General features: G+C 36.3%; 20 protein-coding genes and 1 other annotated feature. Of the genes, 17 read left to right on the top strand and 3 right to left on the bottom strand.

What is annotated here, in order from left to right:
• Window positions 1-6: 6 nt before the first annotated feature.
• Together BTHG_RS18960 and BTHG_RS18955 are read left to right on the top strand one after the other, a co-directional pair.
• Window positions 7-675 (top strand): amino acid ABC transporter permease, encoded by a 669-nt coding sequence (locus BTHG_RS18960; RefSeq protein ID WP_042342277.1) that lies wholly within the window; start codon window positions 7-9, stop codon window positions 673-675.
• A gap of 30 nt (window positions 676-705) precedes the next feature.
• On the top strand, window positions 706-1,428 hold the full coding sequence (locus BTHG_RS18955; protein ID WP_010678318.1) for an amino acid ABC transporter ATP-binding protein: 723 nt from the start codon (window positions 706-708) through the stop codon (window positions 1,426-1,428).
• A gap of 98 nt (window positions 1,429-1,526) precedes the next feature.
• Here the strand turns inward: BTHG_RS18955 and BTHG_RS18950 are convergent, their stop codons facing one another.
• Window positions 1,527-2,012 (bottom strand): LiaI-LiaF-like domain-containing protein, encoded by a 486-nt coding sequence (locus tag BTHG_RS18950; protein ID WP_010678317.1) that lies wholly within the window; start codon window positions 2,010-2,012, stop codon window positions 1,527-1,529.
• Window positions 2,013-2,259: 247 nt separating this feature from the next.
• On the opposite strand from BTHG_RS18950, the gene hemA reads away from it, so the two are divergent.
• From hemA to ysxE, 8 genes are all read left to right on the top strand, one after another.
• The gene (hemA, locus tag BTHG_RS18945; RefSeq protein ID WP_010678316.1) at window positions 2,260-3,612 is read left to right on the top strand and encodes a glutamyl-tRNA reductase; all 1,353 of its coding nucleotides are present in this window, start codon (window positions 2,260-2,262) and stop codon (window positions 3,610-3,612) included.
• A gap of 16 nt (window positions 3,613-3,628) precedes the next feature.
• Window positions 3,629-4,462 carry a cytochrome C assembly family protein gene (locus tag BTHG_RS18940; protein WP_010678315.1) on the top strand — a complete coding sequence of 278 codons (834 nt, stop codon included), beginning with the start codon at window positions 3,629-3,631 and terminating at the stop codon, window positions 4,460-4,462.
• A 15-nt stretch (window positions 4,463-4,477) separates the two neighbouring features.
• The gene (gene hemC, locus BTHG_RS18935; protein ID WP_010678314.1) at window positions 4,478-5,410 is read left to right on the top strand and encodes a hydroxymethylbilane synthase; all 933 of its coding nucleotides are present in this window, start codon (window positions 4,478-4,480) and stop codon (window positions 5,408-5,410) included.
• Window positions 5,410-6,210 (top strand): uroporphyrinogen-III synthase, encoded by an 801-nt coding sequence (locus BTHG_RS18930; protein ID WP_010678313.1) that lies wholly within the window; start codon window positions 5,410-5,412, stop codon window positions 6,208-6,210. Before hemC ends, BTHG_RS18930 begins: the two co-directional genes overlap by 1 nt.
• 2 nt (window positions 6,211-6,212) lie before the next feature.
• On the top strand, window positions 6,213-7,193 hold the full coding sequence (gene hemB, locus BTHG_RS18925) for a porphobilinogen synthase (protein ID WP_010678312.1): 981 nt from the start codon (window positions 6,213-6,215) through the stop codon (window positions 7,191-7,193).
• A 78-nt stretch (window positions 7,194-7,271) separates the two neighbouring features.
• Complete coding sequence (gene hemL, locus BTHG_RS18920) at window positions 7,272-8,561, top strand: glutamate-1-semialdehyde 2,1-aminomutase (RefSeq protein WP_010678311.1); 1,290 nt, start codon at window positions 7,272-7,274, stop codon at window positions 8,559-8,561.
• Window positions 8,562-8,707: 146 nt separating this feature from the next.
• On the top strand, window positions 8,708-9,985 hold the full coding sequence (gene spoVID, locus BTHG_RS18915) for a stage VI sporulation protein D (protein WP_010678310.1): 1,278 nt from the start codon (window positions 8,708-8,710) through the stop codon (window positions 9,983-9,985).
• A gap of 92 nt (window positions 9,986-10,077) precedes the next feature.
• Window positions 10,078-11,115 (top strand): spore coat protein YsxE, encoded by a 1,038-nt coding sequence (gene ysxE / locus BTHG_RS18910; protein WP_010678309.1) that lies wholly within the window; start codon window positions 10,078-10,080, stop codon window positions 11,113-11,115.
• Between the two features lie 13 nt (window positions 11,116-11,128).
• Here ysxE and BTHG_RS18905 read toward each other — a convergent pair whose 3' ends face one another.
• Window positions 11,129-11,323, bottom strand: a complete 195-nt coding sequence (locus BTHG_RS18905; RefSeq protein WP_010678308.1) for a hypothetical protein — start codon at window positions 11,321-11,323, stop codon at window positions 11,129-11,131.
• Window positions 11,324-11,530: 207 nt separating this feature from the next.
• Window positions 11,531-11,758: a binding site (T-box leader), on the top strand.
• Between the two features lie 101 nt (window positions 11,759-11,859).
• Between BTHG_RS18905 and BTHG_RS18900 the strand changes: the two genes are divergently transcribed.
• From BTHG_RS18900 to BTHG_RS18875, 6 genes are all read left to right on the top strand, one after another.
• Window positions 11,860-14,502 carry a valine--tRNA ligase gene (locus tag BTHG_RS18900; RefSeq protein ID WP_010678307.1) on the top strand — a complete coding sequence of 881 codons (2,643 nt, stop codon included), beginning with the start codon at window positions 11,860-11,862 and terminating at the stop codon, window positions 14,500-14,502.
• 76 nt (window positions 14,503-14,578) lie between these two features.
• Window positions 14,579-15,883, top strand: a complete 1,305-nt coding sequence (locus BTHG_RS18895) for a bifunctional folylpolyglutamate synthase/dihydrofolate synthase (RefSeq protein WP_010678306.1) — start codon at window positions 14,579-14,581, stop codon at window positions 15,881-15,883.
• A gap of 140 nt (window positions 15,884-16,023) precedes the next feature.
• The gene (locus BTHG_RS18890; protein ID WP_010678305.1) at window positions 16,024-16,716 is read left to right on the top strand and encodes a hypothetical protein; all 693 of its coding nucleotides are present in this window, start codon (window positions 16,024-16,026) and stop codon (window positions 16,714-16,716) included.
• Between the two features lie 18 nt (window positions 16,717-16,734).
• Window positions 16,735-18,063: a G5 domain-containing protein gene (locus tag BTHG_RS18885; RefSeq protein ID WP_010678304.1), complete on the top strand. Its 1,329-nt coding sequence runs from the start codon at window positions 16,735-16,737 to the stop codon at window positions 18,061-18,063.
• 15 nt (window positions 18,064-18,078) lie between these two features.
• Window positions 18,079-18,480, top strand: a complete 402-nt coding sequence (locus BTHG_RS18880; protein ID WP_010678303.1) for a type IV pilus modification PilV family protein — start codon at window positions 18,079-18,081, stop codon at window positions 18,478-18,480.
• 8 nt (window positions 18,481-18,488) lie between these two features.
• Entirely contained in the window at window positions 18,489-19,007 is a 519-nt protein-coding gene (locus BTHG_RS18875) for a prepilin-type N-terminal cleavage/methylation domain-containing protein (RefSeq protein ID WP_010678302.1), read from the top strand.
• 20 nt (window positions 19,008-19,027) lie between these two features.
• On the opposite strand, the gene BTHG_RS18870 is transcribed toward BTHG_RS18875, so the two are convergent.
• A complete protein-coding gene (locus BTHG_RS18870) occupies window positions 19,028-20,428 on the bottom strand; it encodes an Ig-like domain-containing protein (RefSeq protein WP_148361265.1) in 1,401 nt (466 codons plus the stop codon).
• Between the two features lie 138 nt (window positions 20,429-20,566).
• Here BTHG_RS18870 and BTHG_RS18865 point away from each other — a divergent pair, with 138 nt between their 5' ends.
• Entirely contained in the window at window positions 20,567-22,204 is a 1,638-nt protein-coding gene (locus BTHG_RS18865; protein ID WP_010678300.1) for a GspE/PulE family protein, read from the top strand.
• Window positions 22,205-22,210: the final 6 nt, after the last annotated feature.

The following is a 22,210-nucleotide window of genomic DNA, read 5'->3' as shown; positions in this document are numbered from 1 at the left end:
GAGTGAATGAAATTGCCTGAACTTAGTCATATCATTGAGCAATTGATTGAATCATATCCCGTCTTTTTAAAAGGGATGCTTCTCACATTACAAGTAACAATTGTAGCTATTATCATCGCAGTGTTTATCGGTTTACTATTTGCATTCTTAAAAATTTCGGGAAAAACCATTCTCGTAAAGATAGCAGATTTGTATATATATTTAGTAAGAGGAACACCGTTAATTGTACAAATTTTTGTTTTTTATTTTGGTTTGTCACAATTAAATATATCCATGTTTTGGTCGGTAACTTTGGGGTTGGCATTTCATAATGGAGCATATATAGCAGAAATTTTTCGGGGAGCAATTCAATCTATTGATAGTGGACAAATGGAAGCTGGACAATCTTTAGGAATGAGTAGAATGTTAACAATGCGAAGAATCATCCTTCCTCAAGCGTTCAGAAGAGCAATACCACCACTTGGAAATCAATTTATTATTGGATTAAAGGATTCTTCACTAGCAGCATTTATCGGATTAAATGAGCTCTTTAATGTTTCTACAACATTAGGATCTAATAATTTTGACTATATGACCTATTTGTTTATTGTTGCAATTTATTATTTAATTCTCGTGCTCATTTTTACTATTCTAGTTGGGTTGCTTGAGAAAAAGTTAGCTGCCAGTGATAAATAAGGACGGTGAAATGTGTTGGAAAAGAAGGAAATGATAAGAGTTGAAAATGTAAATAAATCCTTCGGGACCTTACATGTATTAAAAAATATTAACTTGGTCGTACACGAAAGTGAGGTTGTTTGTTTAATTGGAGCGAGTGGCTCTGGTAAAAGCACATTGCTGCGATGTTTGAACTTTTTAGAGATTAAGGAAAGTGGAGAAATTTTCATTAAGGATAAAAAAATTGATTCGAACATCCATGATTTAAATGAAATAAGGCAAAGAGTGGGTATGGTATTTCAGCATTTTAATCTATTTCCACATATGACGGTTCTTCAAAATGTCATTGAAGCACCAACGCACGTCAAAAAAATTCCAAAACAAGAAGCAATTGAGCAGGCGAGTGAATTGCTTCGAAAAGTAGGATTATCTGATAAAGAAAATGTATATCCCTCAAAATTATCAGGTGGTCAAAAGCAGCGTGTTGCAATAGCGAGAGCATTAGCGATGAAACCTGAAATCATGTTATTCGATGAACCAACATCTGCACTTGACCCGGAATTAGTCGGTGAGGTCCTTACTACAATGAAGCAATTAGCGAATGAGGGCATGACAATGGTCGTTGTAACACATGAAATGGGTTTTGCAAGAGAAGTTGCAGATCGAGTTATATACATGCATGATGGAAAAATAGTCGAAGTTGGTCGTCCAAAAGATATTTTTGAAAATCCAAAAGAACAGCGAACCAGGGATTTTCTGAATTCAATTTTATAAGGGAAAGTGGGTATCTCATGGGGGAATACGTGGGATACTTTTTTATTGTATAACACCCACGAGATTGGACTCGTGGGTGTTTTTGATTTTGGTATAATTTACTTTTTTCTAATAAATAATAAATATAAACCGATTCCGACTAATAGAAGTGGCCAATAGTTTAAAATAAAGGAAAATCCACCCTTCAAAAAGCCTAGCCAGTCCATAAATCGGCCATAGTTTAGGAATAATAATGAAACAAATAATAAAACGACACTATGGAATAGTCCATTTTTTGTCTTGAAATATGTAAACAACATTCCTAGGCCAATAATAAATAATAAAGTACCAGGTTGTTTTGGCCAAAAGCTTAGTTGGTTGATGCTGTGAAAGTGAAATCCAAACCCAGCGAGGATCACACCAGGTAAAATGCTACTTGGATTGTTTTCTACATAGGCTTGAACTAAAAAGGCAATTCCAACAATGATGACAAGTGTCTGCCATGAATAGAAGTTAGTAATTACTGGTATACCTAACTGTTGGAACAAGAGATAGCATCCGATTCCAACAAGGATGATGCCAGAAAAGAGATTATTTTTTTTCATATTATCCCCCGTGCTAGTTACTTGATTTGACAATGTTTTTTTGTTAATGTAACGATGGAAGTTAAGACAGCACATCATTATGATGGGACGGCTTGCACTTTTTTTATTATAAATTCATCTTAGCATAGGTTGTCAAAAACTGTTCACACTTTTTTCGACAATCGTAATCATCGAACATGGTATAATAGTAGTAGTTTTTTGGACGAATAAAGTTCCATTTATTATAAAAAAGTTGGGGTGAGAAAATATGCATACAATAATGGTCGGACTTAATTATAGAACAGCCCCTGTTGAAATACGTGAAAAATTAACCTTTGATTCTGATAGCATTGTACAAGCAATGAAGGAATTGAAGGGGAAAAAGAGCATTTTAGAAAACATTATTGTTTCAACGTGTAATCGAACAGAAATATATGCTGTTGTAGACCAATTGCATACAGGACGCTATTATATTAAAGATTTCCTTTCACAATGGTTTGGTATTGATAAAGAAGAATTTACACCGTACTTGACTATCTTTGAAGATGAAGGTGCGGTTGAACATCTGTTTCATGTAACGTGTGGTTTGAATTCAATGGTTGTTGGGGAAACCCAGATACTTGGACAAGTGCGTTCAAGCTTTTTATCTGCGCAAGAAAAGGGTACATCTGGAACTGTTTTTAATCATTTATTTAAACAATCCATTACATTGGCAAAGCGTGCACATTCTGAAACTGAAATCGGCTCAAACGCTGTTTCAGTAAGTTATGCTGCTGTTGAGCTTGCTAAGAAAATTTTCGGAGATCTTTCAAATAAAAATGTTCTCATCTTAGGTGCAGGGAAAATGGGTGAATTAGCCGCGCAAAACCTACATGGTTCTGGTGTTGGTAAAGTTACTGTTATAAATCGTACCTTTGAAAAAGCACAAGTTCTTGCCGATAAATTTAATGGACAAGCAAAGACACTTGAGGAACTTCAGTGTGCTTTAGTTGATGCTGACATTATGATAAGTTCTACAGGTGCAAAGGGTTATGTCATTACAAAAGAAATGATGCAGGATGTAGAACGTATGAGAAAGGGTCGACCATTATTTATGGTTGATATTGCTGTACCAAGGGACTTAGACCCGGAGCTTTCCGATTTAGAAAGTGTCTTTTTATATGATATCGATGATTTAGAAGGAATTGTGGAAGCGAATATTCAGGAACGTAAAGTAGCAGCTGAAGCAATTGAGCTCATGATTGAAAGTGAAATTGTTGAATTCAAGAATTGGTTGAACACTCTAGGTGTTGTTCCAGTCATTTCAGCCCTTCGTAATAAAGCATTAGCCATTCAGGCTGAAACAATGGAAAGTATTGAACGGAAATTGCCGAATCTTTCTGAACGTGAGAGAAAAGTATTAAATAAACATACAAAGAGTATCATTAATCAATTATTACGTGACCCAATCTTACAAGCAAAGGAACTTGCTGCACAACCACATGCAGAGGAATCACTAGCGCTATTTATGAAGATTTTTGATATTGAGGAAGCAGTTGTTTCTGAGCGGGGTATGCAGAAGGAAAAAAGTAATTTGAACACGGTAGTAGTTAATAAACAGCAGCCTTCTCTACAGTCATAATGAGGGGAAAATCGGTATGGTAGAGATGAATATAATGAGATTACATGAGTTTACTGTTATTCTCTATGCCTTGAGTGTCCTACTTTATTTTATAGACTTTCTTCATAATAACCGGAAGGTAAACAAGTTTGCCTTCTGGTTACTTGCATTTGTGTGGGTAATTCAGTCGATTTTTCTATTAACAAGATTGTTTACTACCGGTAGATTACCGATTTTGTCGATGGTTGAAGGACTCTATTTTTATGCTTGGGTCCTTATCACTCTCTCGCTCATTCTAAACAAGTTTTTGAGGGTAGATTTCATTGTCTTTTTCACCAATTTATTAGGTTTTTTTATTATGGCTGTACACACATTTGCACCAGGACAACATGGTTCGAGCGCTGTGGAAAGTCAACTTGTTTCAGAACTTCTTATGATTCATATTTCAATGGCAATTCTTTCGTATGGGGCTTTTTCAATATCATTTGTTTTTTCAATCCTATATTTGCTTCAATACAATTTGTTAAAACAAAAAAAATGGGGGAAACGACTCCTTCGACTTGATGATTTAACAAAGCTAGACCATATGTCATATGTATTGAATCTGATTGGGGTGCCCATGCTTTTATTAGCGCTAATTTTAGGGGTGCTTTGGGCCTATATAAAGGTTGAAAATTTTTATTTTTATGATGCAAAGGTATTAGGATCGTTTTTTGTATTGGCTATCTATGCATGGTACTTATATAAAAGGGTTGTACAAAAGCTTCAAGGTAAACCAATTGCCAATTGGAATATTGGAGCATTTTTACTTTTACTTATTAATTTCTTTTTATTTGGTAGCTTATCGAGTTTTCATTTTTGGCATTCATAGACAGGAGGAGCATGTATGAGAAAAATTATTGTGGGTTCTCGTAGGAGTAAATTAGCGATTACACAAACAAATTGGGTAATCAAGCAACTTAAAAGCTTAGGTGTTCCCTATGAGTTTGAGGTAAAGGAAATTGTTACAAAAGGTGATAAAATCCTTGATGTTACATTATCAAAGGTTGGTGGTAAGGGTCTTTTTGTAAAAGAAATTGAACAGGCCCTGTATGATAAGGAAATTGATATGGCTGTCCACAGTATGAAAGATATGCCTGCTGTATTACCTGATGGCCTTGTAATCGGATGTGTTCCGAAAAGAGAAGACCACCGTGATGTTATCATTTCAAAAGGTGAAGTAACCTTTGAAAACCTCCCTAGCGGTGCTATTGTCGGAACAAGTAGCCTACGAAGAAGTGCACAACTTCTCGCAAAAAGAGACGATATTGAAATAAAATGGATTCGTGGAAATATCGATACAAGACTGTCAAAACTTCAAAATGAAGATTACGATGCCATTGTATTAGCTGCAGCAGGTTTAAAACGAATGGGATGGTCTGATGATGTTGTGTCAGAATTTGTGGAACCCGAGGTTTGTTTACCTGCAGTTGGACAAGGTGCTCTTGCGATTGAATGTCGCGAGGATGATACGGAATTATTGCTTGCATTATCAAAATTAAATGATGAATATACACAAAACACAGTTGCTGCTGAACGTGCTTTCCTTCATAAAATGGAGGGAGGTTGTCAAATTCCGATTGCTGCTCATGCAACGATGTCAGACGATAAGGAGATTGCATTGACTGCGTTAGTAGGCTCTCCAGATGGAAAAACGATATATAAAGAACAAGTTTATGGGAAAAACCCAATTGATGTTGGATATGAAGCAGCGAGAAAATTATCAGACCTTGGTGCAAAGGAATTAATTGACCAAGTGAAAGAGGAGCTTAACCAGTAATGGAAGGCGAAAAACCTCTTTTTGGGAAAACAATTTTAAATACAAGAGGTAAGAAGCAGGCTGTAGAATTTTCGAATAAAATTACTGCAGCCGGCGGAACTCCAATTGAAATACCACTGCTTACGTTTCAAAAACCAAAAGATAGCACTATCATAGAAGAAACAATAAAGAAGTTACACTTGTATGATTGGTTGATTTTCACAAGTAAAAATGGGATTGATTATTTTTTTAATTATTATGATCAAGTAGTGAAAAATGCGGGAATGAAAGTTTCAATGCCTAAAATTGCGGTTGTTGGTTCAAAAACTGAAAAGGCTTTGTTAGCAAAGGGGTTTAAACCTGAATTGGTGCCTGATGAGTTTATTGCAGAAGGATTATTTGAGAGCTTAAAACCGTATGTGAGAAAAGGGACTCGTTTTTTACTAGCTCGTGGGAATTTATCACGCTCTTATTTAGTGGATGAGATTACGAAGTATGGTGGCGTTGCAACTGATTTAATTGTTTATGAAACAGTTGGAGATTCTCGTGAAAAGGAACAATTAATTGAATTATTAAAAGAGAGACGAATTGATATTATAACGTTTACAAGCCCATCGACAATTAAGCAGTTTTATAAGATGGTCGAACATACAGAGTGGAAAGAATGGACAAAACACGTGATATTTGCTTGCATCGGACCGGAAACTAGAAAAGCAGCTGAACAATTACACATACCGATTCACATTTGTCCTAAAAACTACACGATTGACTATTTACTCAAGGACATCATTGATTTCTTACAAGCACAAGGAGGAAAATAAAAATGGAAAAATTACAATTTGCTAGACATAGAAGATTACGACAATCTGCAAATATGAGAGCATTAGTACGTGAAACACATCTACATACCGACGATTTAATATATCCATTATTTATTGTGGAAGGCGAAAATAAAAAAGTAGAAGTTTCCTCAATGCCAGGAGTTTATAATATTTCATTAGATTTACTTGAACATGAACTTGATGAAATTGTTGAGTTAGGCATTAAATCTGTTATTTTATTTGGTGTACCAGATGAAAAAGATGAGGTTGGTACAGGGGCTTATCATGATCATGGTATCGTTCAAGAGGCAACTCGCCTAACAAAAGAAAAACATCCTGAATTAATTGTGATTGCAGACACTTGTCTTTGTGAATATACATCACACGGTCACTGTGGCGTTATTGAAAATGGACAAGTACTTAATGACCCATCGCTTGAATTATTAGCACAAACAGCTATAAGCCAAGCAAAAGCGGGCGCGGATATTATTGCCCCATCCAATATGATGGACGGCTTTGTTGCTGCGATTCGTCAAGGCTTAGATGAGGCAGGCTATGAAAACGTGCCAATCATGTCATATGCAGTAAAATATTCATCTGCTTATTATGGTCCGTTCCGTGATGCTGCTCAAAGTGCTCCTTCTTTTGGTGACCGTAAAACGTATCAAATGGATTATGCAAACCGCCTAGAAGCATTACGTGAAGCAGAATCCGATATTGAAGAGGGTGCAGATTTCTTAATCGTAAAACCAGCACTGTCATACTTAGATATTGTTCGCGATGTTAAGAATCATTTTAATGCGCCAGTTGTTGCTTATAATGTTAGTGGAGAATATTCTATGATTAAAGCAGCTGCACAAAATGGTTGGATAAATGAAAAAGAAATTGTTATGGAAATGCTAACAGGAATGAAACGTGCAGGTGCCGATCTTATTATTACGTACTATTCAAAAGATGTTGCACGTTGGTTACAAGAAAAATAATGCAGCAAAAAATTGTTTTTTCAGTGCCTGACCGCTTTTGTATGGGGGTCAGGTCCATTAAAGAAAGGGGTTACGAAGATGAGAAGTTATGAAAAGTCAAAAGCGGCATTTTCGGAAAGCATACATCTTATGCCAGGTGGAGTAAATAGCCCAGTTCGTGCTTTCAAATCTGTAAATATGGATCCAATCTTCATGGAACGTGGGAAAGGCTCAAAAATATATGATATTGATGGTAATGAATACATAGATTACGTCCTATCATGGGGACCGCTTATTCATGGTCATGCGAATGATCAAGTTGTTGAAGCTCTTAAAAAAGCAACAGAATTGGGGACAAGCTTTGGCGCTCCAACTTTATCAGAAAATAAGCTTGCTAAGCTTGTAATTGAACGAGTTCCTTCGATTGAAATTGTTCGAATGGTTAACTCTGGTACAGAGGCAACAATGAGTGCGTTGCGTTTAGCTAGAGGTTATACAAGTCGCAATAAAATTTTAAAATTTGAAGGGTGTTACCATGGTCATGGTGATTCATTATTAATAAAGGCAGGCTCAGGAGTTGCTACACTAGGTTTACCTGATAGCCCAGGCGTACCCGAGGGAATTGCTAAAAATACCATTACTGTTCCCTATAATGATTTGGAAGCAGTTAAGTATGCTTTTGAACAGTTCGGAGAGGATATTGCTGGAGTAATTGTAGAACCAGTTGCAGGAAACATGGGTGTTGTACCTCCTCAGCCTGGATTCCTTGAAGGTCTTCGTGAAATTACTACACAATATGGTACATTGTTAATCTTTGATGAAGTTATGACAGGTTTCCGTGTTGATTATAATTGTGCCCAAGGTTATTTTGGTGTCACTCCAGACATTACTTGTCTTGGAAAAGTAATAGGTGGGGGCCTCCCTGTAGGTGCATTTGGTGGACGTGCTGACATCATGGAAAAAATCGCACCAGCTGGACCAATTTATCAAGCAGGTACACTTTCTGGTAACCCGTTAGCAATGACTGCAGGCTATGAAACTTTATCACAGCTAAAACCAGAGGACTACACAGAATTTAAAAAGAAAGCAGACCGATTAGAAGTAGGTCTTTCCGAAGCGGCTAAGAAATACGACATTCCACATTGCATCAATCGTGCTGGTTCAATGATTGGATTCTTCTTTACGAATGAAAAAGTAATTAACTATGATGTTGCAAAAACATCTAATTTAGAGTACTTTGCAACGTATTATCGTGAAATGGCAAATGAAGGTGTCTTCCTTCCACCATCTCAATTCGAAGGGCTTTTCCTTTCAACCGCCCATTCTGCTGAAGATATCGAAAAAACAATTCAAGCAGCTGAAAAAGCATTTTCAAAACTTAAAGGCTAATCAAAGTATTTTAAGGCAGACTCAGATAGAAAGAACTGAGTCTGCCTTTTTATTTTAAGAACTTATCATAAATAGCCCGATATTATCATAAAAATTGTAATGTCATAGTAAATCTGTTAGAAGGGGACTGAAAGGAGGAGTAGCTGATGTCTGAAAACTTACGATTTTCAGTAGAGGAATCAGTCTGGTTTCAAAAGGGACAGGAAGTCTCAGAGCTCATCTCAATATCACTTGACCCGGATATTGTAATTCAAGAGCATGACCAATATGTGTCCATTCGCGGTGCATTACAGCTATCAGGTGAATATCGAATAGATGAAAACAAAGATGAAGAGGAAGACCGTGATTTTGCTTCCGTTCGCCTTGTGAATGAGGTTTTTACAAGAGAGGATGGGATAAGTGAACTAAACCATCGCTTCCCGGTTGATATTACGATTCCACAAGATCGTGTTCAAAGCTTAGATGATGTGTATGTTTCGATTGAAACATTTGACTATGAAATCCCAAAGCGTGGTTGTTTGCAGATCGTTGCTGATTTAGCAATTAGCGGTATCCATGGCATCACTCAATCGCCTAAGAAGGAAGTTGCAGAGGCAGAAGTTGTAATAGAAAATGAACAAGATCCTGTTGTGGCTGAACAACCGGCTGAAGAGGAACTTGAGCTTGTTAGAAATAGTTCGTTTGTAGAGGAAGAAGACGTTCAATTAGCTTCAGAAGAAAAACCTGAAGAGCAAGAAGAGGTTCAGGTCAGTGCAGAAGAAAAACGCGAGGAACTAGAAGAACTTCAGGAGACTGCAGAGGAGAAACGTGAGGAACAAGAGGTTCAAGCGAATGTAGACGAAAAACGCAAGGAAGAAGAAGTAGTACTGCAAATTGAAGAAGAGGTAGTACTACATAATCGGATAGATGATGAAGGTATTATTGCAGTAAGTGACCAAAAGGATGAAACAGATGCTGATTTATTTGTTCCTTTTGAAGTAGAGGCTAGAAAGGAAGTCTATCAGGAACAAGAGGAAGTCGAGATTGTTGACGAGAATGAACGAGAAGAAGTTCAAGCTGTTTTAACACCTTCTATCGAAGTGAAAGCTAGACATGACAACCAATTATTTTTTGGATCTGATCATGAAAATAAGAAAAGCTCTACTGCCGTACAGGAAAAAGAGGTATCGGAGCAAAGAGAGCAGAGTGAGGAACATGCTAAACGTAGTGAAAATGAGCTATTATTAACCAAAATTTTCGGTAGAGACGAGGTCGATGACCACACTACAATGAAAATCTGTATCGTTCAGCATGGAGACTCATTAGAAAAGATTTCAGAACGATATAATATTTCCGTTCAACAACTAATAAGAGTAAATTCACTAAATACAGATTCCGTCTCTGAAGGACAGCTCTTATATATCCCTGTTCAAGCTACTACGTAAAACGAATCAAGAGGGTGAGGAGAATAACCTCGCCCTGTTTTGTTTATGAATCTATACTTTTAAAATCGCAAGGAAAGAGAGTGATTGGCCCAGTGTATAATAACGATGTTAGTAGTATCGGGCCCATCTTAAAACAATATAATCTACAGCCCTCGTCATTTAATCAATTTGGCAAGATAACAAAAGTTGTCACAAATAAAGGTATATTTGCTCTAAAATCCATTTCAGATAGAATCAATCCGTCTTTTCCTACTTACCTCCAACAATTATTCCAGCGGGGCTACACAAGGGCCGTACCTATTTACCCAACAATCGAAGGGAAATACATTGTCTACCATAATCAAAAATCCTATTACCTTATGCCATGGTTAAAAAAACATTCTCCTGAACTTCGGGCCGACCATCATCATGCCTTTATTAAAGAAGTCGCAAGAATACACCTAACAACAATGAGAACACAACAAATAAATGATGAAAATGAGATGACTGGATATTATCAGACAATCATTAAGAAATGGGAAGAACGGAATCAATTTATGGAAGGCTTTGTTGAAAAGGCTGAGCAGAAGTGGTATATGTCACCCTTTGAACTTCAGTTCTGTACCTATTATTATGAAAGCAATCTTGCTGCATCGTTTGCAAGAACCCAGCTAGATAGGTGGCATGAGTTGATAGCCGAGAGAAAGTCCTTCCGAACCGCTTTAACCTTAAATAATCTATCAGATACCCATTTTTTATATGATAATAATGGAAAAGGCTATCTTTCAAATTTTGAGAGGGCAGGATATGCAAATCCAATCAATGATTTGGTAAGTCTCTATTATCGGGTTTTAAAAACCTATCCGACATTATGTACGGACTGCCTTGAATGGTTTGAGTCCTATCAAAGTCGGTTTCCATTGCGGGAGGAGGAATTTTATCTCTTTTTAAGCCATTTAGCATTCCCTGAACCAGTCTATCGTTGTGTTCGTAATTATTCCTATAATAAACAAAAAAAGTCGGAGTTAGAACATGTCCAAGTTTTACAACGAGCATATTGGCTAACTAAAAATATTGAATTTGTATCAGTAAAGCTATTGGAAGCAGAACAGAAAAGAAAAGAAATGGAAGAAGAATCCCATACAGAGTAAAGTATGGGATTTTTTACACCCAATCTAAATGGAAGGCAACTGCAAGTAATATGAGGATGGCTAAAAAAAGCACATCAAATGAAGTTGGTAAAAAGATGGTTCGCACAGTTTGAACAATTGTAATTGGGATGATAAATTGGTGACAAACATCTCTACACTGCCGTACCCAATGGGGATAGGAATATTTTCTAAAGTGGCGTCTTTTCATGCTGATCTCTCCTTTCGAGGAATCCTATAATTAAACTATGCTTGGAAAAGCAGAATAGTTCCTTTCAACACTAGATAAAATGTTTGTAACAAAAACGAATCAAAAGGAATAAAGTATTAAAAACTTGGCTACCCTTATTTACGATAGCTATTGAAATTCGCAATAATAAGTAGTAAAATTCTTAAAGAACTCAAATATCCATAATTGATACATACGATGAGAGGGAAGAGTACATCGAAAACCCCTTCAGAGAGAGAAGTCATTTGCTGTGAGATTTCTTAGGAACGTAACGATGGAAGGTCGCCCTTAAGTAGCTTTTATGAAATGAAGTAGTAAAAGCCGGTGAAAAGCCGTTATCTTTTCTTGAGAGCATAGATTTTTTTATTTATCTATGAAAAAAGGTGGTACCGCGAATAGACTCCATTCGTCCTTTTAGTAGGATGAGTGGAGTTTTTTATTTATTCAGATGAAGCTAAAACAAATACGCCAAGTCGCATTTGATTGGACATTTGAAACTTATTGGAGGAGGAACTCTTATGGAAGGAAAGGAAACAACGTTATCAACAAAGTATGACCCGCAAGCGATTGAAGCAGGTCGCTATCAGTATTGGCTGGATGGTAAATTTTTTGAAGCAAAAGATGATGCAACGAAAAAACCTTATACAATTGTCATTCCACCACCAAACGTAACAGGAAAGTTACACCTTGGACATGCATGGGATACAACGTTACAGGATATCCTTACACGAATTAAACGAATGCAAGGCTATGATGTTTTGTGGCTTCCCGGAATGGACCATGCCGGTATTGCTACACAAGCGAAAGTTGAGGCTAAGCTTTGTGAGGAAGGCAAAACTCGCTATGACTTAGGCCGTGAAAAGTTTGTTGAAGAAACGTGGAAATGGAAGGAACAGTATGCCAGCCATATTCGTGAGCAATGGTCAAAGCTAGGACTAGGACTCGATTATTCTAGAGAAAGATTTACACTTGACGAAGGTCTATCAAAGGCTGTACGTGAAGTGTTCGTTACTCTTTATAAAAAAGGTCTTATTTATCGTGGCGAATATATCATTAACTGGGATCCAGCAACAAAGACCGCACTATCTGATATTGAAGTAATCTATAAAGATGTTCAAGGTGCGTTTTATCATATGCGCTATCCATTAGCAGATGGAAGCGGGTCTATTGAAATTGCAACAACTAGACCAGAAACAATGTTAGGTGATACAGCTATTGCAGTTCATCCTGAGGATGAGCGTTTCAAGCATTTAATCGGTAAGACAGTTATTCTTCCAATCGTGGGTAGAGAAATCCCAATTGTTGGTGATGAATATGTTGAAATGGAATTTGGTTCAGGTGCTGTTAAAATTACACCTGCCCATGATCCTAATGACTTTGAAGTAGGAAATCGTCATAATCTTGAACGTGTATTAGTCATGAATGAAGATGGAACCATGAATGCAAATGCCGGTAAATATCAAGGCATGGATCGCTTTGAGTGCAGAAAGCAAATTGTTAAGGATCTTCAAGAGGAAGGGGTACTCTTTAAAATTGAAGACCATCTACATTCAGTTGGTCACAGTGAGCGTAGCGGTGCTGTTGTAGAGCCATATTTATCCACACAATGGTTCGTAAAAATGCAACCATTAGCAGATGAGGCAATTAAACTTCAATCACAGGAAGACAAGGTACAATTTGTTCCAGACCGTTTCGAAAAAACGTACCTACATTGGATGGAAAACATTCGGGATTGGTGTATTTCACGTCAACTTTGGTGGGGACACAGAATTCCAGCTTGGTACCATAAAGAAACAGGTGAAGTTTATGTTGATCATGAACCACCTGCTGATATCGAAAATTGGGAACAGGACAAAGATGTTTTAGATACATGGTTTAGTTCAGCATTATGGCCATTTTCAACAATGGGCTGGCCTGATAAAGAAGCGGCAGACTTTAAACGCTACTATCCAACAGATGCTCTCGTAACAGGCTATGATATTATTTTCTTCTGGGTATCGAGAATGATTTTCCAAGGCTTAGAATTCACTGGAAAGCGTCCATTTAAAGATGTTCTTATCCACGGTCTAGTGCGTGATGCCGAAGGTCGAAAAATGAGTAAATCACTTGGAAATGGTGTTGACCCAATGGATGTCATCGCAAAATACGGTGCCGATTCATTACGTTACTTCCTATCAACAGGAAGTTCACCAGGCCAAGATTTACGCTTTAGTATGGAAAAAGTTGAAGCAACTTGGAACTTTGCGAATAAGATTTGGAATGCGTCACGTTTTGCCCTGATGAATATGGATAATCTAAAGTTTGAAGAAATCGACTTTAGTGGTGAAAAATCTGTTGCAGATAAATGGATTTTAACTCGTCTAAATGAAACAATCGAATCTGTTACAAAGCTTGCCGATAAATATGAATTTGGTGAAGTAGGAAGAGTATTATATAACTTCATCTGGGATGATTTCTGTGATTGGTATATTGAAATGGCGAAACTTCCTTTATATGGCGAAGATGAGCAAGCTAAGAAAACAACCAGATCAATTCTTGCATATGTGTTAGACAACACAATGAGACTACTACATCCTTTCATGCCGTTTATTACCGAGGAAATATGGCAAAACTTGCCGCATAATGGCGAATCCATTACTGTTGCAAAATGGCCAGAAGTGAAACCTGAATTAACGGATGATCAAGCTGCCGGGGAGATGCGACTATTGGTTGATATTATCCGCTCAGTTCGTAATATCCGTGCAGAAGTTAATACACCAATGAGTAAGCAAATCAAGCTTCATATTAAAGCAAAGGATGAAACAGTTCTTGCACAATTAGAAAAGAACCGTTCCTATCTAGAAAGATTCTGTAATCCGAGTGACCTTGTGATTGCAACTGATATAACTTCACCTGACAAAGCAATGACTTCAGTTATAACAGGAGCTGAATTATTTCTTCCACTTGAAGGACTTATTAACATCGATGAAGAAATAAAGCGTCTGGAAAAAGAACTAGATAAGCTTGATAAAGAGGTTGAACGTGTACAGAAGAAGCTAGGAAATGAAGGTTTCGTGAAGAAAGCACCTCAAAAGGTAATCGATGAAGAACGAGCAAAAGAAAAGGATTATCTTGAAAAACGAGAAACAGTCCGTGAAAGAATTTCAGAATTAAGAGGCTAAAGGAATATGAGGCGAATCTATACAGATTCGTCTTTCCTTCATTGTAAAAGCAGATTGAATATGTGGGGGAACGCATATGATACAGACCTATGAAGATGCACTTTCATGGATCCATGGAAGATTAAGACTTGGGATGAAACCAGGACTTGCCCGGATGGAGTGGATGATGGCACGTCTTAATAATCCGGAAAAAAAGATTAAAGCAATTCACGTAGCGGGGACAAACGGAAAAGGCTCAACTGTAAGTTATATACGAAACATTTTACAAGAAGCAGGGTACCAGGTTGGTACGTTCACTTCACCTTATATCGAGACCTTTAATGAACGTATCAGTGTGAATGGAAAGCCGATTTCAAATGATGAGATAGTTTCTCTTTTACAGGTAATTAAACCATTAGCTGAAGAGTTAGAAGGAACAGAGTTTGGAGGCCCAACTGAATTTGAAGTCATTACAGCCATGGCTCTCTATTATTTCGGTGAAAGGTCAGAAATAGATTTCGTGATTATGGAGGTTGGGTTAGGTGGAAGACTAGATTCAACAAATGTTATCACCCCTTTGGTTTCTATAATTACAAGCATTGGTTTTGATCACATGAACATACTTGGTGACACGATAGAGGAAATTGCGAGTGAAAAGGCAGGAATCATTAAACCAAATGTGCCGGTTATCACAGCTGTTGATCAAAATGAAGCAATTGATGTTATTAGTAATAAAGCTAAAGAAATGAATAGCCCTATCTATCAATTGGGACAAGATTTCTTCATCTTAGATCATCAATCTACTAATGGAGAAACTTTTACAGTAAAATCCATGAACAAGACCTTTCAAAATAATAAAATTACGATGAAGGGTTCACATCAGGTCAGAAATGCAAGCTTAGCCATAATGGCAGTGCATATATTGCAGACAAACGGTATTCTACAAGTAAAACAAAGTGAACTTGCTGCAGGTTTGGAAAAAACAACATGGATTGGCCGCTTTGAAGAAATTTCAAAGCAACCTCTTGTTATTTTGGATGGTGCTCATAATCCAGAAGGCATCAAGAGCCTTGTCGAGACAATCGGTGCTCATTTAAACAAGAAACAAGTCCATATTATATTTAGCGCATTAAGCGACAAAAAACTAGATGCAATGATTGGACAACTTGAAGCTGTTGCGGAAACCCTTACATTTACAAGCTTTGATTTTCCAAGGGCAGCTAGCACCCAAGAACTATATGAAAACTCATCTGCTCAAGAACATATCCTTCAGAATGATGATTGGCGGAAAGCGGTTGAAACTGGTGTAGAGCGTGTTTCTTCTAAAAAAGATGCAGCGTTAGTTATAACTGGATCACTGTATTTTATTTCAGAGGTTAGGAGATTTTTATTAAAAAGATGATAAACAAGTAAAAAAAAGAAGTAAATCTGTCAACATTCATTTGATTCAGACAGATTACTTCTTTTTTTGTTCATTCTAGGGCCATTTCTTTGGTATACTAAATGCAAATAGATGACTTATTTTATTGGGGACGAAAATCAATGCTTAAAACAATTTTACTTACCTTATTTGCCTTACTCATATTAATTCCAACTTTATACTTAGTGCCAAATCATTTTTCGAATAAGGGTAAAATGATATTAATTTTCCTTTCCGCTTTTTTAGCGTCCATTGGGATACTGGCGAATTCGATGTTTTATGTGTGGCAAACAGCAGGTATCTTATTAGTATTAGCGCTATTATGTAGCTATTTACTCATAAAAAGATTTTCATCAGCCCTTTTTACTCTAGCAGAAGAAGATCATCCCGATATGATAGTTGACCTTTCCATGAAAGACCCTAGTGAAATGACAACGACACAGAATCAAATGGTTGTTAAACAAGAAAAAAGCCTGGCAGAGGATGAATTGGAAATCTTGGATCCAATAGTTGATTATAAAATAAACATAGAAAATACTTCTAGAAAAAGTAAACCGATAAAAGTATTTACAGAAAATGAGGTAGTTGTAGAATCGGAGCGAATAGACGATTCGATTGAGGATTTCTTTAAAAATAGAGAAATTCTATTTGGGGAAAACGAAAAGGAAAATAGTGTTGAGGCTGTTCCAGATTCTATTAAAAAAGAGAGAATCTATCTTGACCAAACTTTCGATAAAAAACAAATCATAGAGCAAAATGATGAAGAATCAGAAGATGACGACTACATCATTGATGAAATTGATTTTAGTAAGTAGCGTGAAGGGGGGATACATGTGAAAAATAAAATGGAGATGTCATTTTTTATTGTGCTAACAATTTCTACGTTGTTTCTATTTTTTTTCTCACAGGTAGGAACCTATGCGTATGAAGTACTCTTGTCACACGGAGCAGGGTATGCTCAAGGAACGAAGGTTGGTACTGTTGATATTTCGGGACTTTCATCCGATGAAGCAGAAGAAAAAGTATCAAACGCTATTCTTGATTGGAAACAGGAACCAACTTTTACGTTAGAGTACAGTGAGTTTCATCAAACTCTTGATAATCATATCTTCGATTTCGATGTAAAGAAAACAATGAAGAAAGTTCAAGATGGAAAACAAAATCCAATAACTGTTTCAGTAAATGATACAATTTTTGGGGAAGTTGTATCCAGTTTAGGACTCGATAACTTGGACATAACAGGGCTGAAAAATGACCTTGTATCAACTGCAACAATGCTCGATAAAAGTGAGCGTTCAATTAATCTTATTTCGTATGTACAACCAGAGGTACCTGAATCAGTATTACTTGTTTCAACTGAGTATTCAGGACTTTCTAGTAAGTCAGATTTAAAGAAGTTCATAAATGATTTTCCTGAATTGACAATTTTTTCACAAAAAAAGTTTTCGGTATCAAAACTGCTTAGAGATAACAATATTGAAATGACCAATGAAAGCATGAATGTTCTAAGTTTCTTGTTGTATGAGCTCATTTTGCAAACGAATTTTGATATTGTTGAGCGACAAATCAGTGTTAACAAACCTGATTCAATAGATTTAGGGTATGAGGCTTTGGTTATACCTAATGAAATTGATTTTTCTTTTATAAATCCTAATCAAGATGAATTTCAACTAAAGTTTGAAAATAAAAATAACCAATTAGTAGTGTCTTTATTTGGACAGCCATTCTATTATGATTATAAAGTGAAAACAACATCCATAGAATCTTACCAACCAAAAACAATCGTCCAGTATAGTCCATTATTGTCTAAAGGACAAAAACAGATAAAGGAATATGGATCAGAAGGATACAGAGTAAAAGTTATTAAAGAAATATATGGACCAGATGGTGTGCAGATTGACTCGAGGGAAGTTTCGACTGATTTTTATGCACCTGTATTTAAAGTCGTTGAAGTTAGCACCATAGATGAGATAAATAATCCATCAGATGAAGAAAACAATCAAAAAAATATAGATGAAAATAATAAAGAAAACAACGGGGATGGCGAAGCAGGGAATGGCAGTGAAGACGAGCGAAACCAGGGAAATGAAGGCTCTGAACCGGAAGATGAGGAAGAAGGGGATCTTTTTGATATTCCAGGTAAAGAGATACCGGAGAAGTAGGTGAACCATGTAGTCATGAAAAAATCTGAACAAGGATTCACACTACTTGAAGTGCTGGCTGCGATGACAATTATCGGTATCGTGTTACTTGTCTTTTTAAATGCAGTTGGTTTTACTACTTTTAATATACGCAATAGCGATAATAAAACTGAGGCCATTCGAATTGCGGAACAAGAATTAAATCAAACATTAAATGACATTTCTGCAAATCCGAGAGACTTTGAAATTAAATCAACCACCTCTCAAGCAGAAAACTTCCCTGTTACTGTGTTTCAAACAGAGATAAATAATCCAACTTATTCTTTACCGGACGACTCGAATAAATATGTTTTTCTACAAGGAATTGCTGTGTTTACAGGTACAGATAATATTTCTAAAAAGGGGCTTATTACGGTTGCGGTTAAGTGGAGGGAGTAAGAAATTCTATGAAAAATGAAAAAGGGATTACAATGATAGAATTGCTTGCTGCAATCACCATTTTCTTTGTTGTAATGGGCGTTGGATTTGCTATATTTCCCGCAACGAACTTATTTTTCAATCAAACACAAGAGGAATTTGCAACAAAATCTGATCAAGTATTGATGAATACAATTGTAACGGAATACTTATCATCTCCTACTATCATTAACTATGATGAACGTTCTTCTGAAAAAGAACTCAAATTTACCACATTTGACCAAAAGAATTATTCATTACTTTTTGATGTAGATAAAAAATCGATAGCATTGTATCAATCAAATTCTATATCACTTGATTCAATGACCTATGATCATTTGATAAGTACTGTTGAAAATATTTCAGATATGAATCTAACAAGTCAAAATGGCATATATAAACTTTCGGTAACGTACAAGATGGTAAAATCAAATATTGATGGAGAAGAAACAGTCTCAGAAGAAAAACTAGATTACTCAATAAAAATATTTGAAATGAGAAAAGGCTAATGAATGATACTTATCAATCATTAGCCTTTTGTATTAGGTTTTGGACAATTGAACTCGACTACGGGTGCACCATTAAAAGTTGTACCTGATGTTGGTCTTCCACATACTTTTGCGCTTATTGGTAGTATTGTAACAGGATTGCTTGCCGTAAAGTTTTGAATCCAAATTTCACCATTCTTTATTTCTAATGTAATTTCTTCATTTTTTGTTTGTAATGCATGTAAAGTTGACCCATTGGCTGAAATTCCGTTTTTCCCATAGAGATATATTCCTCTATCAGCTGCTAAAGTGGTACCATCAATATTAATCTTTCCGTTAGTAGCATTTAAAAGAATGCTTCTTGGGTCTTTTGAATTGGAAGAGTTCGAAATATCACTATTATTAACAATTGTAATATCTCCGTCAGTAGTTGTAAAAGTAAGATTTCCTTGGCCACCATGCTTCAAAGTAATCGTAGCGTTAGGGTGGACGAAGATTCCACTCGTTGTTTCAAAGCTAATATCTCCACCTGAAGTGAGCGTAACATTATCTTGGATTTCTATTTGTTTAGCAGCCTGAATAAAAATGGGTGTGTCTCCCGCATCAAAGTCTGTCCCTGTAAGTACGACGACTTTGTCTTCGTTTTTTATTATTTCTGGGCGTATAGTTTGGTAGTATTCGTATTCATCGGCTGTGCCTATTTTATCGATAATTAAAACAATCCCACTTCCACCCCAAGAATCTATTCGATATATAACCTTCTCGCTTTCTAATTTTGGACTAAGTGTTGCTGTTATTTGAACTTCAATAGGTAATGAATTCATATCGCCAGTGATTGGAATACTAAAGTTCCCTTTATTGTCTGCTTTTCCTTCAACAAAACTACCTTGAGCAAGATAAATTTTAATGGTAGCACCAGGCTCTGCTGTACCGTTAATAAAAATTTGATTTGTTTCGAAGGTGGAAGAACGTAATTTTGGCTTGTCTGTTCTTAAAATTGAATCACCTTTTTTGTAATCGAATTCTAGTTCTTTTTTAATAAAAAGGTCCTCACCATCATCTTTTATTTTATTTTGGTTATTGTCACCATAAATAGCAGCTACTTTTACTTTATACTTGTTTGTACCTATAAGTGCTGTTGGTAATAGTTTTGCTCCAGATTCGTCAACGGCAAATTGATAGTAATCAATTGTTGACCCATCCGGTAGATTTATTTTTTGCCAGTCATAATGTTCGATTAATGTTTCTGGGTGCTGAACATAAGTCTGCATCCCACTAACAGCCAGTGACGTCACCATTTTTTGATGGTAGACTCTAGTTTCTTGAGTCTGATTATTTGTCAATAAAGAATAAATAACGGTTCCTAGAAGGGTTAGAATTGCAAAAATTATTAACACATAAACTAAAGCGGCCCCTTTTGAATTACCAAAATAATGTTTCACAATACTCCACCCCATAACCTACATGTACTTCCTTCATTATAGTATAATTTGACATTTTTCCACAAAAAAAGTTTGTTTTGGTAGAAAACAATAGTATGATTTACCTATAGATAATATGTTTCGGAGGAGAGGTTGACTATGGAAAATAGACAACGTCTAGGAGATTTACTAGTAAAAGCAGGATTAATAACTGAGTACCAAATAGAAGAAGCTCTGACATTAAAGGATCGCGACCAGAAGCTTGGCGATGAATTAGTAAAATTAGGGTATATTACAGAACAACAATTAATTGAAGCGCTCGAGTTTCAACTTGGAATACCACATATTAATTTAGCTGAGTATCCAATCGATCCTTCATTAACGGAACTTGTATCAAAAGAAGCAGCACTTCGCAATGTCTTAATTCCCATTAACCGGGATGGCAATAAGCTAATTGTTGCAATGAATGATCCAATGGATTACTATGCGATAGATGATTTACGTCTTTCAACAGGTTTTCAAATTTCTCAGGTCATCGCAACAAAGGATGAGATATTCACTAGTATCCATAAATATTATCGCGATAGTGTTGATTTTAATGATATCGAGGTTATTGGCAATGCTCATGTGGATGGTGAAGATGCTCCAGCAGTAAGGCTCGTAAATCAAATCCTAACAGGTGGTATTCACCAACGAGCAAGTGATATACATATTGACCCACATGAAACAAAGATTGTCATTCGTTACAGAATAGATGGTCTCCTAAAAACAGATCGAACTGTGCCGAAGGATATCCAAAGTAGTCTTATTGCAAGAATTAAGATTATGGCCAATCTAAATATTACCGAGACAAGACTCCCACAAGACGGGCGAATTAAGATTCAATTAGACTCTGTTCCAGTTGATCTTAGAATTTCGATTTTACCAACCCTTTTTGGAGAAAAAGTCGTAATTCGGATTTTAGATTTACGAAACAACGTTACCGACCTAGCAAAATTAGACTTTAATAAAATAAATTATCAGCGTTTTATTAAAATGATTGAGTTGCCCTCAGGGATGATTTTATTAACTGGACCAACTGGCTCCGGAAAGTCATCCACACTGTATGCAGCATTAAACCACTTGAAAAATGAAGTGGTTAATATAATTACGATTGAAGACCCAGTTGAATATCAAATGGAAGGAATTAATCAAGTCCAAGTAAATACTAATATCGGATTAACCTTTGCAAATGGGCTACGTTCCATTTTGAGACAGGACCCTAATATCATCATGATTGGGGAAATACGAGATTTGGAAACAGCTGAAATCGCGATTAGAGCTTCCTTAACAGGTCACTTAGTTTTATCGACAATCCATACCAATAGTGCAATTGCGACGATTCCTCGTTTGATTGATATGGGTATTGAGCCATTTTTAGTTATGTCCTCTTTATCATGTATTGTTGCACAGAGACTTGTTCGAAAAATTTGCCCAAATTGCAAACAAGAATTTGATCCAACAGAAGTAGAAAATAATCTGTATCAAAAAAGAGGACTAAAGGTCGGTAAAGTTTACCGGGGTAAAGGCTGTAATAGCTGTAAAATGACAGGCTATAGAGGAAGAGTTGCTATACATGAAGTTTTAGTTATAGATGATACCATTCGAACAATGATGATGAATAATAAATCAATGCCAGAAATAAAGAACTATGCACTACGAAGTGGAATGATCTTTTTAATTGATGATGGTCTTCTAAAAGTAAAACAAGGCATCACAACGATTGAGGAAGTATTGCGAGTGACGATGGAAGAATAGAGGTGA

The sequence above is a fragment of the Bacillus timonensis genome (genome assembly GCF_000285535.1).
GTDB classification, from domain to species: domain Bacteria; phylum Bacillota; class Bacilli; order Bacillales; family Bacillaceae_L; genus Ferdinandcohnia; species Ferdinandcohnia timonensis.
The sequence above is the reverse complement of the archived record's forward strand: the minus strand, read 5'-3'. Positions and strand labels throughout refer to the sequence as shown.

Coding starts and splice junctions, on each gene's coding strand:
- BTHG_RS18950 (WP_010678317.1), bottom strand. CDS start 2,012: ATGAAAAAAAATAATCTCTTTTCTGGCATCATCCTTGTTGGAATCGGA.
- BTHG_RS18895 (WP_010678306.1), top strand. CDS start 14,579: ATGATACAGACCTATGAAGATGCACTTTCATGGATCCATGGAAGATTA.
- BTHG_RS18905 (WP_010678308.1), bottom strand. CDS start 11,323: ATGAAAAGACGCCACTTTAGAAAATATTCCTATCCCCATTGGGTACGG.
- BTHG_RS18960 (WP_042342277.1), top strand. CDS start 7: ATGAAATTGCCTGAACTTAGTCATATCATTGAGCAATTGATTGAATCA.
- BTHG_RS18890 (WP_010678305.1), top strand. CDS start 16,024: ATGCTTAAAACAATTTTACTTACCTTATTTGCCTTACTCATATTAATT.
- BTHG_RS18880 (WP_010678303.1), top strand. CDS start 18,079: ATGAAAAAATCTGAACAAGGATTCACACTACTTGAAGTGCTGGCTGCG.
- spoVID (WP_010678310.1), top strand. CDS start 8,708: ATGTCTGAAAACTTACGATTTTCAGTAGAGGAATCAGTCTGGTTTCAA.
- BTHG_RS18940 (WP_010678315.1), top strand. CDS start 3,629: ATGGTAGAGATGAATATAATGAGATTACATGAGTTTACTGTTATTCTC.
- BTHG_RS18930 (WP_010678313.1), top strand. CDS start 5,410: ATGGAAGGCGAAAAACCTCTTTTTGGGAAAACAATTTTAAATACAAGA.
- hemA (WP_010678316.1), top strand. CDS start 2,260: ATGCATACAATAATGGTCGGACTTAATTATAGAACAGCCCCTGTTGAA.
- BTHG_RS18955 (WP_010678318.1), top strand. CDS start 706: ATGATAAGAGTTGAAAATGTAAATAAATCCTTCGGGACCTTACATGTA.
- hemL (WP_010678311.1), top strand. CDS start 7,272: ATGAGAAGTTATGAAAAGTCAAAAGCGGCATTTTCGGAAAGCATACAT.
- BTHG_RS18900 (WP_010678307.1), top strand. CDS start 11,860: ATGGAAGGAAAGGAAACAACGTTATCAACAAAGTATGACCCGCAAGCG.
- hemB (WP_010678312.1), top strand. CDS start 6,213: ATGGAAAAATTACAATTTGCTAGACATAGAAGATTACGACAATCTGCA.
- BTHG_RS18875 (WP_010678302.1), top strand. CDS start 18,489: ATGAAAAATGAAAAAGGGATTACAATGATAGAATTGCTTGCTGCAATC.
- BTHG_RS18865 (WP_010678300.1), top strand. CDS start 20,567: ATGGAAAATAGACAACGTCTAGGAGATTTACTAGTAAAAGCAGGATTA.
- hemC (WP_010678314.1), top strand. CDS start 4,478: ATGAGAAAAATTATTGTGGGTTCTCGTAGGAGTAAATTAGCGATTACA.